Origin of the sequence: Corallococcus sp. bb12-1 (assembly GCF_026626765.1) — a bacterium.
In the GTDB taxonomy this organism is placed as follows: Bacteria; Myxococcota; Myxococcia; order Myxococcales; family Myxococcaceae; genus Corallococcus; species Corallococcus terminator.
The window spans coordinates 179,059-191,829 of record NZ_JAPNJZ010000036.1; the positions used below are offsets into that span (position 1 = coordinate 179,059).

Genomic DNA, 12,771 nt, shown 5'->3' on the forward strand with positions numbered 1-12,771 from the left:
CGGGGGTGCCAGTCCGTCTCAGGGAGGGGTGGATCCAGCCAACCGGGAGGCCGCCACGGCCCGGACCTCCGGAGAAGGATCGCGCTCGCGGGCCAGCTCCAGGAGCAGCACGCCCACGGGCTTCGGCAACTTCGCGTTCGACGCCTGGAGCGCCTCGGTGCGCTCCTTCACGCCCTGGGACAGGCGTTCGGTCACCTGCTGATCCGCGCAGGTGCGGACGCCGGGGTGCTGCTGGCGCAGGATCAATTCCGCGTCCGCGAGCTTCGCCTCGGCGAGGCGCACCGCGTCCTGGGCGGTGCGCTCGAAGGTGGCCAGGTCCTCCGGGAACTCCGTCTTGACGGAGCGGGCGCGGGTGATGGCCTGGGCCGCGAACCGGGCGTCCACCACGGCCGCGCACAACTGCCGGGCAGCCGCGAGCGGAATCCCACCCTCCCCTGACACCGCCTCGTCCCGCGCGGTCGTCTGGGCCCACACCGCGAGCTGCCGGGCCGCCACCGCGGCGGAGAAGGCCTGGTGGCGCTGTTCGCGCAACTGCACCCAGCGCCAGAGCACCACCGGATCCGTGCCGCCGGATTCATAGACGCGCTGGTACTGGCTGGCGGCCTGCTCCAACTGGCCGCTCAGGTCCAGGAGCGCCGCGACGGAGAGGTACAGCTCCGGGCTGCTGGCGCGCTCGCGCAGGGACTCCAGCCGGACGGCGACCTCGTAGCCGGCCACGGGGGCGGGCAGCGCGGTGAGCACCGTGCGCAGCGACGTCATCGCGTTCTGGCGGATCAGCGGGTTGCGCGCCGTGCGCAGCGCCTCCAGGAGCGGATCCACCACGCGCACCGACACGTGCTGCCCCAGCTCCTCGGCCGCCTGCCAGCGGTCCAGCGGATCCGGCGCGACCAGGGCGCGCTTCAGGTCCTCCAGGTCGCGCAGGTAGTGGCCGGCCTGCATCGCGCGGGCGGCGGGCTCCGTGCGGGCCAGGGCACCCTGTTCGGCGCGGGCGCGGGCGAGGCGCGCGGGAAAGCCCGTCAGCTTCGGGCCCAGCGGGTGGAGCTTCACCTTCGCCTCGGCCTCGTCCACGAGCCCGGAGACGAGCAGTCCCTCCACTTCCAACTCCAACAGCCGGACGCGGGCCTCCTCGCGGTGCACGCCCGAGGCGAAGTCGCGCAGGTAGGCGAAGAGCTTCCCGGCGTCGGTGGCCTGGGCGTAGCTCTCGTCGTCCAGCTTCCGCTCCAGCTCATCGCGGGGCGTGCCTTCCGCCTGCCCCTTCAGGAGGGTCACCATGCGCGTCAGGTCGGTCGTGGTGCGCATGTCGCGCGATTCGGCCGCCTGCAGCATCGCCCGGGCCTCGTCCTTGTGGGTGCCGTCGGGGTGCTCCGAGAGGAACTGCCGCCACCCGGCTTCGGTGTCCGCCTGCTTCGCCGCGTTGAAGCGCAGGCCCTCCAGCAGGGACTTCACCACCCGCGTCTGCGGCGCGTCCGGGTACGTCTCCAGGAAGCGCTTGTAGGCGATGACCGAGTGCAGGCGCTTCGCCTCTTCGAACTCCAGCCCTTCTATGCGCCCCTCGGCCGTCGTCGCTTCGGGATCATCCGGGTACTCGCGCAGGAAGTCGCGGTAGGCCTGGACGGTGTTCTGTTCGCTCGCGCGCTCGAAGGACTTGTGCGAGCAACCGGTGGCCAGCAGGAGCAGGGCGAGGGCGCGGCGGAAGGTGGGCATCTCCTCCAGCAATACCCCACCCGCCCCCCGGCGAAAACCCGAGCCGTCCCGCCCGGTTGCCTGGGTGGTTTTTTTGACCACACGGGCCACCGGGGGGAGCCTGTGCCCCAGGACGCTACAGGGAGAGGTGGCCATGAGGCTGGGCGCATGGATGGCGATGCTGGCGATGACGACGGGCTGTGCGACCGGGTCCCCCGTGGGCGGCTGGGTGGCCTCCGAGTCAGTGCGCTACCACTCGGCCTCGCCGCCGGCTTTCCCCCGCGCCGCGCTGTCCGCGTCGGTGACACCGCGTGAGAGCCCCCGCCCCCCGGCCTCCGCCGAGCGTCCCGCGAAGGGCCGTCCGGACACGGGGACGAAGGGCACCTCAGTGGCGAAGGCCCCCGCGGCGAAGGCGCGCCCCGCCGTCACGCCCGCGAAGACGACCGCCGTGAGCCCTGCCCCCGTCGCCAATCCCCGCGAGCGCGTGCTCACCACGGCGCGCGCACTGGTGGGAGGGTCGTCGGTCCAGGTGAACGGCCGGCGCTATCCGGCGGACTGCACGGCGCTCATCGAGGCCACGTATGCGCAGGCGGGCCTGACGTTCCGGGGCACATTGAAGCCTGGGGACAACGGCGTCACCGCGCTCTACCGCTACGCCCGCGCGAATGGCCGCGTGTACACGGAAGGCCGGCCCGTGCCGGGGGACCTGGTGTTCTTCCGCGAGACGTATGATCAGAACCGCGACGGGCGCCGCAACGACGGGCTCACGCACGTGGGCCTCGTGGACAAGGTGGATTCGGATGGCACCGTGACCGTCATCCACCGGGTGAAGCGCGGCGTCGTGCGCTACCGGATGAACCTGGCGCGCCCCCACCTGCCCCGCGATCCGAAGACGGGCGAGGTGCTCAACGACATGCTGCGAAACCCCGGTCCCGGACAGACGCACGTCCTCACCGGGCAGCTCTTCGCCGCGTTCGGCAGCGTGCTGCCCGCTGGCACCGCGAAGCCCGTGGCGGTGGCGGCCCGGTAGCTCCCCTGCCCCGCGCGTCACGAAGAAAGCCCGTCGGTCACGACCGGGGCGCTTCCGGAACCAGCCGGAGCGCCGCCAGGGAGACCGACGGGCCTGCACTGCCTTCTTCAAGAAATCCGACAACTACGTGGAGGTTGGCACCCGGGCGGTGCGGTCCCACGCGGCGCGCTGCGAGTTGCGCAGGAAGCGCCAGAAGCCCACGGCGATCGCCATGTTCATGGTGACGAAGTAGTACGCCACGGACGCCACGCGCTTCGCGATGCCGCTCTTGAACACCTCTGATTTGCCCATGAACGCCAGGGCGTAGAACAGCGTCTGGCCCAGCAGCGTCACCTGGTAGAAGGTGCTGTCGAGCAGGAACAGGTTCGCCAGCAGCGCGGCCACCATCAGCGCGGGAGCGCACCAGCGCAGCAGCTTGTGCGACCAGAACGCGAACGCGGGGAAGCCCGCGGTGGGTAGCAGCAGCCCGGGCACCAGCTTGAGGCTCTGGAAGTTGCCCGCCGCGATGCGAGCACGCCGGCCGAACTCCTTGCCGTAGTCCTCGGTCGTCTCCTCGTGGGCGACGGCGTTCTCCTCGTAGTTGACCTTGTAGCCCGCCTCCATGATGCGCAGCGGAATCACGAAGTCATCCACGATGGTGGACGCGGGCAGCTGCGTGTAGAGCGAGCGGCGGATGGCGTACAGACCGCCGTTGGCCCCCACCACCGCGCCCCGCTTGCCCTCGTACATCTTGATGAGGGACTCGTAGCTCCAGTACGCGCTCTCCTCGTAGTCCTGCTTCGTGGGGTTGTAGAGGCGCAGCTTGCCGCAGACGGCGCCGACCTCCGGATCCTCGAAGTGGCGCACCAGCTTCCGCACCGCGTCCGCGTCGATCATCGTGTTCGCATCCGACAGGAGCACGATGTCGCCATGGGCGGAGGGGATGCAGCGGTTGAGCACCGTCGTCTTGCCAGCGCGGGCCGCGGGCGACAGTCGCACTCGAGGATCCGCGCACTTCTGCACGAGCCCATCCGTGCCGTCCGACGAACCATCCGAACCGATGAGCACCTCGAAGCGGTCAGCCGGGTAGTCCAGCGCCAGGCTGTTCTGGAGCTTCTGCTCGATGCAGCTCGCCTCGTTGTAGGCAGCCACCACCAGGCTCACCGACGGCAGCGGCCCGGCGGGAGCGCTCGCCCGAGCGGCATCTCCAGAGCGCATCCTCCGCGCGTTCTGGAAGACCTGCGCCATGCCCTCCAGGGCGAACAGGCTCAGGGGATAGAGAAAATAAGTGTGCACGAGTGCCAGCGCCGCGCACCAGAAGAAGACCTCCGCCATCGACCTACCCTCCGAACCCGAGTCCTCGACGAGCGTGGACTCAGCAAGGCCCGTGCCGTGGCCTTCAGGGGGCATCCGGAGCGGCGGAGCCTGCCCTCCCCAGGGTCGGACTGGAGTTTCTCCAGGGTGGCCGGGGAGGTGATCCGGTCAACGCTTCAGGGCTCGGGCTCTGGCGCGGGCTCGGTGATGGGATCCGGCGTGGGCACGCGGGTGGGCTCCGGCGTCGGCTCCGTGGAGGGAAGCTGGGTGAGCATGCGCTGGGCGAGTTCGTGCTTGCCGTTGAGGGCCAGGGTCTCATCCAGCAGCGTGCGGGCCGTCGTGGGATCGCCCTGGCGGAGGGCCAGTCGCGCGCCCAGGACATAGGCGCGCATGAGGCCACGGTCCTGCGAGCGCAGCCCCTCCAACTCTTTCGACACGTTCTGGAGGGTGCTCGGGGGAGAGCCCGAGCTGAGGGCGTACTCGGCGTGGGCGAGCAGGCTCCAGGCGGCGGTGAGCTCCGCCTGACGCAGGCGTTGGGCCAGGGCCAGCGCATCGGGAGCGCTGGTGACCGCGGCGTAGAGGGCCTGGGCCTTCAGGCGCGCGGCCACGGTCGCGGCGGGCTCCACTTCGGGGGCGGCGCGCACCAGGCCCATCTGGGCGTCGAGCTTCGTGCGGCGCGCGGCGATGGCCTCGCGCAGCGGCTCCTGTTCGCGTCCCAGCTCCTGCATCTGGGAGCGCAGCGCGTTCGCGCGGTTCTCCCAATCCGCCGGGGTCTTGCTGGCGGTGAGTTCGTCGAGCTGCGCCTGGAGCTGATCCGACTGGCTGCGCAGCCGGTCGAAATCCGCGTTCAGGTCGGCCAGTTGGAGGGTGAGCGCCACGGCGAGCTCGGCCTGGACCTCGGCGTACTTCGGGTGGGTCGCGGCGAGGGACTGGAGGCTCTGGATGGCCTGCTCGCGAGAGGCCGCATCATCGCGGCGCAGGAGCGCCACGGCGCGGTCCTTCTCTTCCACGGCCGCCGCCGGCATGGCGGTGTTGCGGTCGCGGAAGGCGGGATACGCCAGGTACCCGGCGAGCCCCAGGCCCGCGACCACCGCGAGCACGAGGAGCGCGCGCATCAGCGTGGAGGACGAGCCCTCCCCGGGCCCGTACTCGATCATCACCGGTTCGGACTTCGAAGCCCCGAGCAGCTCCGGAGGCGGGTCCCCACCGGGCTTGCGCGCCGGAAGGGGTCGCTCCAGTCCGCCGCCCAGCAAGGATTCACCCGTCGCGGCGGGACGCGATGGGACGGTCCGAGCGAACAGCGCCTCATCGTCGGGCAACGCGACGCTCGCCGTTGGAGCGGAGGTCGCCCACGGCTCGCTGTCGTGGCCCGCTGGAACAAGCTTGGACCGGGAGCCCGACGAGCCCCCCGACCAGGGCGAATCCGCCGAATCTCCCGAGGGCGAGATGTCACCAAAGGGCCGGGGCGGAGCCCGAGGAGAGACCGGCTCCGGAGGACCAGACACCGCGCCGAACGCCCGCGTTGAACCCGACGCCGCATCGAACGCACCCGAGGACGAAGGACCCGGCACCGCGCCGAATGCCCGGGTGGATCCACTGGCCGCTTCGAACGCGCCCGAAGGCGAAGTGCCTGGCACCGCACCGAATGCCCGGGTGGATCCACTGGCCGCTTCGCTTGACCCCGAAGGCGAAGGACCCCGCACCGTGCCGAACGCCGGGGTGGAGCCGACCGGCGCGGTCGAAGGCGAAGCCACGGGGCCCGGGACCGCGCCAAACGCCCGCGTCGCCCCCTGCTGCTGCGCGCCCATCGCCGACGACGGCACCGGAGGCATCCCCACGGAAGGCGCTGCCACCCCTGGGCCCCCTGCCCCGCCGGACGCCGGCCCCACGACCCCGAAGGCCCGCGTGTGGCCCATGGCCTGGGGAGGAGGCACGCCGGACGTGGTGGTGCTCACCGGAGGCCGGGGCGCGCCCGCGACGGGCGCGATGGTGGGTGGAGGCGGGATGACGCCGGACGAACTCAGCGGTCCGGAAGGCGGCGTCGGCTGCGGGACGAACGAGCCGGTGGACGTCGTCTGTCCCGCGAACAGCTGCGTGGACCTCAGACCGGCCGTGTCACCGCCAAAAACCTGGGTGGAGGACTGGGCACCCGTGCGGTCCACGCCGCCGCCAGCGGGCGGAGGCTTCGGAGCGGGCGGGACGGCCCCCTGTGGCGAAGCCATGAAGACGTGACCACATCGCGTGCACTGCACCGAAGCGCCGCCGGGCGGCAGGAGTCGGGCATCCAGCACGTACTGCATCGAGCATTGCGGGCAGGAGATCTGCACCGGCTGTGCTTACCACACGCTCCCATTGGCCGCCGCCGACTCCAGCACCGTGGCCGCCCGGAGGGTCTGCAACTTGGCGTCACCCACGCCGGGCACCGCGTCCACGTCATCCCAGTTCGTGAACCGCCCCTGCTCCTCGCGGGCCATCACCAGCCGTCGGGCGAGGTCACGCCCCACCCCGGGCAACAGGGCCAGCTCCGCTTCCGACGCGGAATTCAGATCCAGCTTGAGCCCCAGCGCGAGCGCCCGGGCCCCCGTGGGCACGGTCCCCGGCCCGCACGTGGCGAGGCCAGCCGGGTCCAACCGCACGGCCTCCGGAGGGCAGTCGAGCGAGGGCTTCGCGTCCGGCCAGCGTGCCCGGGCGACGAAGCCCAGGGCGAGCAGGCCCAGCGACACCACCGCGAGCGCGGACGTGCGCCCCGGCCGCCTCAGGCCTTCTGCCCGTGGAGAGCGTCGTTCTCGGACACGGTGGGGGTCTCCGTCACGGCGGGCGGCGCATCCAGCCCGAAGGCCGTGTGCAGCGCGCGCACGGCGAGCTCCGTGTACTTCGTGTGGATGACACACGAGGTCTTGATCTCGGAGGTGGAGATGAGCTGGATGTTGATGCCCTCCTGGGAGAGCGTCTGGAACATCCGGGCCGCGACGCCCGAGTGGTTGCGCATGCCCACGCCGACGATGGACACCTTGGCGATGGTGTCGTCCACCTCGACGCCGGTGGCGCCCACTTCCTGGGCCGCGAGCTTCACGACCTCATGGGCCTTGGCGAAGTCGGACTTGGCCACGGTGAAGGTGACGTCGGTGCGGCCGTCGCGCGACAGGTTCTGCACGATGAGGTCCACCACGATGTGCTTCGCGTCGAGCGCCCCGAAGAGCTTCGCCGCGGCGCCCGGCTGATCCGGCACGCCCACCACGGTGATCTTCGCCTCGTTCCTGTCGTAGGCGACACCTCGAACCAGCACGTCCTCCATGGATGCGTCCTCCTCGCAGACGAGCGTGCCGGGATCCTCGGTGAAGGAAGACTTCACCCAGAGGGGCACCTTGTACTTCATGGCGAATTCGACCGAGCGGATCTGCAACACCTTGGCGCCCAGGCTCGCCAGCTCCAGCATCTCTTCGTACGTGATGCGGTCCAGCTTGCGAGCGGCCGGGCAGATGTTGGGGTCGGTGGTGTAGACCCCATCGACGTCCGTGTAGATCTCACAGGCATCCGCGTTGAGCGCCGCGGCCAGCGCGACGCCCGTGGTGTCGGAGCCGCCGCGGCCCAACGTGGTCACGCTGCCCGTCTCGTCCACGCCCTGGAAGCCAGCGACGACGACAATCTGTTTCTTCGCGAGCGCGGCGCGGATGGGCTGGGCATCGATGCTCTTGATGCGGGCCTTGGAGAAGGTGCTGTCGGTGACGATGCGCACCTGGTGGCCGAGGAAGCTCACGGCCTCCCCGCCCTGCGCCTGGATGGCGAGCGCCACGAGGCCGATGGAGACCTGTTCCCCGGTGGCGACGATGACGTCCTGTTCGCGCTCGTTCGGCCGGTCGGTGATCTGGGCGACGAGTTTGAGCAGTCGGTTCGTCTCGCCGGACATGGCGGAGACGACGACGACGACGTCATGGCCGGCCTTCTGGGCGGCGAGGCAGCGTCGGGCAACGTTCTTCATGCGCTCGGTGTCACCCACCGAGGTGCCGCCGTACTTCTGGACGATAAGGGCCAAGGGGCTCACGACCTCCCTGCACGGACGGGCACGGGCTATATGGGCCCCGGGCCCCGGGTGTAAAGGGCCTCTGCCACCCTGCCGCGTTTCCGCTAGCGTTCCTGGCGAAACCGACTTCAAGCCGCCACTCCGGAGCACCCTGACATGTCCCGCCCCCGCCTCCTCATCGATGGTGACACCCTGAAGCTGGAGGAGATCCTCCAGGTCTCCCGCCACGAAGTCACCGTCGAGCTGTCGCCTGACGCCGAGAAGCGGGTGCAGGCCTCGCGCACCCTGGTGGACCGGGTTGCCGCCGGCGACACGCCGTCGTACGGCATCAACACGGGGTTCGGCACGCTGGCGGAGGTGCGCATCGACCGGAAGGACCTGCGGGACCTGCAGCGCAACCTCATCCTGTCGCACGCGTGCGGCGTGGGTCACCCGCTGCCGCTGCCGGAGGCCCGGGTGTTGTTGCTGCTGCGGTGCAACGTGCTGGCGAAGGGCTTCTCCGGCATCCGGATGGAGACGCTGGGTCTGGCCATCGACATGCTGAACCGGGACGTGGTGCCGGTGGTCCCCGAGCGCGGCAGCGTGGGCGCATCCGGAGACCTGGCCCCGCTGGCGCATCTGGCGTTGGTGTTGATTGGCGAGGGTGAGGCATTCTTCGAGGGCGTGCGGATGCCGTCGAAGCAGGCGTTGGAGAAGGCGGGCCTGAAGCCGGTGGTGTTGGAGGCGAAGGAAGGCCTGACGCTGATCAACGGCACGCAGGCGATGTGCGCGGTGGGGACGTTGTTGCAGTTGCGAGCGGAGATGCTCGCGGACGTGGCGGACATCGCGGGAGCGATGACGGTGGAGGGCCTGCTGGGAAGCCACAAGCCGTTCCTGCCGGAGATCCACGCGGTGCGTCCGCACGCGGGACAGAAGGCGGTGGCGGACCACCTGCGCCGGATTCTCAAGGGCAGCGAGCTGGTGGAGACGCACGTCAACTGCAGCAAGGTGCAGGATCCCTACAGCCTCCGATGCATCCCGCAGGTGCACGGCTCGGCGCGCGAGGGCATCTCCTTCGCACGGCGCATCCTGGAGGTGGAGGTGAACAGCGGGACGGACAACCCGCTGGTGTTCGCGGACACGGAGAACATCATCTCCGGAGGCAACTTCCACGGGCAGCCCATCTCCCTGGCGATGGACGTGATGGCGATGGCGCTCACGCAGCTGTCCAGCATCAGCGAGCGGCGCGTGGAGCAGATGGTGAACCCGTCCCTGTCTGGGTTGCCCGCGTTCCTGGCGAAGAACAGTGGGCTCAACTCAGGGTTCATGATTGCGCAGGTGACGGCGGCCGCGCTGGTGGCGGAGTCGCGGATCCTGAGCCACCCGGCGTCCGTGGATTCGATTCCGTCGTCCGCGGGCCGTGAGGACCATGTGTCCATGGGGATGACGGCTGCGCTCAAGGGGCGGCAGGTTTCGGAGTTCACGCGGTCGTGTCTGGCGATTGAGGTTCTGGTCGCGGCGCAGGCGCTGGACTTCCGTCAGCCGGTGAAGCCCGGCAAGGGCGTGCTGGCGGCGTATGAGCTGGTGCGCAGCAAGGTTCCGCACATGGACCGGGATCGCGAGCTGCACCACGACATCACTGCGGTCACTGCGCTGGTGGAGTCTGGGGTGCTTCGTGAGGCAGTGCGTTCGGCCACAGCATAAAAGCCCCAATAGGCTGTCTACAAGAACGCTAACAACAGCGTAGCATAAGCGAATCAACTGCTAGCTACTCTTGAAATCCCCGCCACACTGACAAGACAACCACCATGGCATTTGACCGCTCTCTCTGGACAACCACTTTTTACCAAGACGCTGCCCCCCCCTGGCTATGCCCCCGATGCACTTCAGGCATACTCAAGCCGGATCCAGAATCCTTCCGAGAGGAACAAACAGCGCAATCGCGCATCGATGAAGAGATGAACTCTGAAATCTGGGAGCCAGACTGGTACCAAGGCCGATTTTCTTGTCATTTGATATGCAACCAATACATCTGCAGAGAATCGGTCATCGTGGGAGGCAATGTCACACGGGAGCTCAGGCGCGATGAAAGCGGAGACGAATACTATCCCCATGTTTACGATCCATACTTTTTCTACCCAGCAACACCGCTCTTCCGCTGGCCAAGATCGTTGCCGGAGTCCATTCAACAGGAACTCATCTATTGCTCCTCTCTAATCTGGAATGACCCATCCTCTTGCGCCAATCGTATTCGAACCTGCGTAGAACTACTACTCACCCACCTCAAAATACCTCGGTCTCAACGAAGCAAGAAAGGCGACCTTGTTCCACTAAGGTTGCACCGACGCATTGAGCTATTCATGTTCAAGCAACCCGAACTAGGTGAGTCTCTCATGGCTATCAAGTGGCTAGGGAATATAGGCAGCCACGAAGGCGGACTAACAAAAACGGCGCTGCTAGACGGCATTGAACTTCTTGAACACGTGATAATTGAAATCTTCGAACAACGAACGAAGCGCCTCACCAAACTACGCAAAGAGATGGTAAAACGAAAAGGCCGCCCAAAACACACCTAACATTGCCGTGCCAGAAGTCAGCGATGGAGCGAATTCCAGGGACAGTGCACTCAGCAAGAAACCACCTGCCGCACATTCCATCCCCTACTGCCGCAGTTTCGACCTAACATCCCAGTTAAACAATGCAAAGATAAGTTATTTTTACGAAAGGAAGGCCGAGTAAAGGATCTCCATGACAAACTAACCGCAAAAAAGCGGTGAGCGAGGAGTCGAGGTCTCCCAAGCACCACTCGGCCAGATGAATCGAACATGGCGGCAAAGCCTGTCCCAGGACAACACCAATAACCAGAGCATGTTGAGCAAAGCGGCGATGGAGCAGGGAAAACATCCTCTTCGCCAGCCACGAAACCGCAGGGGGATAATCTCGCTGGACGCTACACCCACGTTGCCACCCGCGAAACTAGCGGCACAATCTCGAGGAGCACCTCGCCGATGCACTGCTGCGCGTCCCAATGCACCCGAACGCGCGCATCCGAGAATTGCTGCCGTACGAGGGGAAACGACTACGAGCGAGCCCCCCCCCCCCCCCCCGTAACTCCTCGCTGCCTCGCGTACCCAGCCATCACCCAAGATATCCGTCCACCATCGAACGTTCTGTCACCTCGCTGGTCTGATAGTTACAGCTCAACTGCTATTTGCAGTGGCCAGGAGGCTTGAAGATTTTCCTGTACCAGCAGAAGCTGTCCCTCATGTTCATGGACAAGCTCTTGCTTTTTGTCGAGGGGCCTACCGACGTCAAAATCGTCAACTGGCTTCTTGATGCTGCCGACTACCCACATAAGCAGCTTCACATCATCCCGATGGGCGGCAAGAAGAACATCGCATCACTGATTAAAAGCACCTCCACCAAGCAAAGAATCCGCTACGCAGTACTGATTGATCTTGATGAGACGGGTGTGGCCGATGCCGCAGAAAGGGCTCGCCAGCAGATGGGGCATCCTGCGGTCGACGTGTTCTGCGCCGTACCTGAAATTGAGGCATGGCTGTTCGCAGACAAGACTACGGCCCTAACACATGCACGTTCCGACGAAGCGCGCCTAATCCTCAGTCACGTACCTCTCCCGGAAGCAATACCGCATCCGCGCAAACTCGCACGCAGTCTGTTCGGCCCACCGGACGCATGGGACTTCATGCGCCAAATCAACATTGAGCACGCAGCCGCTATGTCTCCCTCAATGCGCACGTTTCTCGTAGGAATGGGGAAACTCCTGCAAATAGAGAAGCCCTCCATTATCAACAGCGTTGGACGCAGCATCAATCGCGACGTGCTCTCAGGCCTAATAAGTGAAATTGTTCCATCAGACACCGTAGTCTGGCACACCTCAACAGGAGCCTACACCGCAACCGAACTTCGTCATCACATCGAATCAGGCACTGAAATCGGCATGCGCTACGCCATCGATCTTCTCCGTGTTTCGCGCGACTTCCTAATGCGCAAAGCTATCCGAAAGACTGATACTTGATTATTTTTGTCCCTGCATATGACGACGCAACTAGTGCAAATCTCGCTGTGGCACAAGATCTTCAAGTCACAAAGAGCATCGCATGTCTAAATACCCACACAGGGAATGCCACGCCAGTTATCCCTCCACAAGACCACTGCCTACTTGCAAATAACGCCATACGCTCCGCACTAGTGACCGCGCTCAATAAATATCCGGATCCACTATTCGCCATGTCTCACGGAAAACCAGACTACCTCAGCGCCCAGCACGGCAAAATCGCCTTAAACAAATCCGACACAGCAGCACTAGGAAATCGCACTGTTTTTGCTTTTGCATGCCACACATCCGCCTCGCTCGGTCGCGACCTTGCACAGAGTGGCATCACTTGGTGGGGATACATCAAAGAAATCACCGCCCCAGATCAACAGTTCCCTATTCGCCCTCTCTTCGTTAAAATATTTTGCTACATCTACGACTCATTTTCCACCGCAACATCATCAAGCGCACGTCTTGCTATTATTCAAAACATAAAGCAACTCTGCGATTCCGCCGAAACAGAGATCGACGAACTCGCTGCGGCTGACAAATCGCTTGACGTACTTGAAGCACACCAAAGCCTTCGCGACATCTGGCTGGTTCTTCGAGTATGGGCTCCTCAAGCTGAGTCAGCCGAGCAGCACGCAAGTGCTCCGGATATTCTGCCCCGGTGGTGGTTCTAACGCAGAGAGCAGCTACACTGAAGGA

11 protein-coding genes are annotated in these 12,771 nt (G+C 66.0%); 6 read left to right on the plus strand and 5 right to left on the minus strand.

Annotation, left to right across the window (positions count from 1 at the left end):
• Nucleotides 1-18 precede the first annotated feature (18 nt).
• Nucleotides 19-1,704: a HEAT repeat domain-containing protein gene (locus OV208_RS40465; protein ID WP_267579327.1), complete on the minus strand. Its 1,686-nt coding sequence runs from the start codon at nucleotides 1,702-1,704 to the stop codon at nucleotides 19-21.
• 133 nt (nucleotides 1,705-1,837) lie between these two features.
• Between OV208_RS40465 and OV208_RS40470 the strand changes: the two genes are divergently transcribed.
• Nucleotides 1,838-2,713: a CHAP domain-containing protein gene (locus OV208_RS40470; protein ID WP_267579328.1), complete on the plus strand. Its 876-nt coding sequence runs from the start codon at nucleotides 1,838-1,840 to the stop codon at nucleotides 2,711-2,713.
• A gap of 123 nt (nucleotides 2,714-2,836) precedes the next feature.
• Here the strand turns inward: OV208_RS40470 and OV208_RS40475 are convergent, their stop codons facing one another.
• Entirely contained in the window at nucleotides 2,837-4,027 is a 1,191-nt protein-coding gene (locus OV208_RS40475; protein ID WP_267579341.1) for a glycosyltransferase family 2 protein, read from the minus strand.
• A 155-nt stretch (nucleotides 4,028-4,182) separates the two neighbouring features.
• Nucleotides 4,183-5,325 (minus strand): hypothetical protein, encoded by a 1,143-nt coding sequence (locus tag OV208_RS40480; RefSeq protein WP_267579329.1) that lies wholly within the window; start codon nucleotides 5,323-5,325, stop codon nucleotides 4,183-4,185.
• Between the two features lie 385 nt (nucleotides 5,326-5,710).
• Between OV208_RS40480 and OV208_RS40485 the strand changes: the two genes are divergently transcribed.
• Nucleotides 5,711-6,238, plus strand: a complete 528-nt coding sequence (locus tag OV208_RS40485) for a hypothetical protein (RefSeq protein ID WP_267579330.1) — start codon at nucleotides 5,711-5,713, stop codon at nucleotides 6,236-6,238.
• Between the two features lie 104 nt (nucleotides 6,239-6,342).
• On the opposite strand, the gene OV208_RS40490 is transcribed toward OV208_RS40485, so the two are convergent.
• On the minus strand, nucleotides 6,343-6,729 hold the full coding sequence (locus tag OV208_RS40490) for a ComEA family DNA-binding protein (protein ID WP_267579331.1): 387 nt from the start codon (nucleotides 6,727-6,729) through the stop codon (nucleotides 6,343-6,345).
• Nucleotides 6,730-6,761: 32 nt separating this feature from the next.
• Nucleotides 6,762-8,039, minus strand: coding sequence for an aspartate kinase (locus OV208_RS40495; RefSeq protein WP_120544862.1), 1,278 nt, complete (start codon nucleotides 8,037-8,039; stop codon nucleotides 6,762-6,764).
• Nucleotides 8,040-8,183: 144 nt separating this feature from the next.
• Between OV208_RS40495 and hutH the strand changes: the two genes are divergently transcribed.
• The 4 genes from hutH to OV208_RS40515 all read left to right on the plus strand — a co-directional run bounded on the left by hutH (nucleotide 8,184) and on the right by OV208_RS40515 (nucleotide 12,746).
• Nucleotides 8,184-9,710, plus strand: coding sequence for a histidine ammonia-lyase (gene hutH, locus OV208_RS40500; protein WP_267579332.1), 1,527 nt, complete (start codon nucleotides 8,184-8,186; stop codon nucleotides 9,708-9,710).
• Between the two features lie 254 nt (nucleotides 9,711-9,964).
• A complete protein-coding gene (locus tag OV208_RS40505) occupies nucleotides 9,965-10,582 on the plus strand; it encodes a DUF4145 domain-containing protein (protein ID WP_267579342.1) in 618 nt (205 codons plus the stop codon).
• Nucleotides 10,583-11,235: 653 nt separating this feature from the next.
• Nucleotides 11,236-12,045: a DUF4276 family protein gene (locus OV208_RS40510; RefSeq protein WP_267579333.1), complete on the plus strand. Its 810-nt coding sequence runs from the start codon at nucleotides 11,236-11,238 to the stop codon at nucleotides 12,043-12,045.
• Entirely contained in the window at nucleotides 12,042-12,746 is a 705-nt protein-coding gene (locus tag OV208_RS40515) for a hypothetical protein (protein WP_267579334.1), read from the plus strand. Before OV208_RS40510 ends, OV208_RS40515 begins: the two co-directional genes overlap by 4 nt.
• Nucleotides 12,747-12,771: the final 25 nt, after the last annotated feature.

What these genes read in the sequence shown, in the direction of transcription:
- OV208_RS40465 (WP_267579327.1), bottom strand. Translation starts at nt 1,704, where the DNA reads ATGCCCACCTTCCGCCGCGCCCTCGCCCTGCTCCTGCTGGCCACCGGT.
- hutH (WP_267579332.1), top strand. Translation starts at nt 8,184, where the DNA reads ATGTCCCGCCCCCGCCTCCTCATCGATGGTGACACCCTGAAGCTGGAG.
- OV208_RS40505 (WP_267579342.1), top strand. Translation starts at nt 9,965, where the DNA reads ATGAACTCTGAAATCTGGGAGCCAGACTGGTACCAAGGCCGATTTTCT.
- OV208_RS40475 (WP_267579341.1), bottom strand. Translation starts at nt 4,027, where the DNA reads ATGGCGGAGGTCTTCTTCTGGTGCGCGGCGCTGGCACTCGTGCACACT.
- OV208_RS40470 (WP_267579328.1), top strand. Translation starts at nt 1,838, where the DNA reads ATGAGGCTGGGCGCATGGATGGCGATGCTGGCGATGACGACGGGCTGT.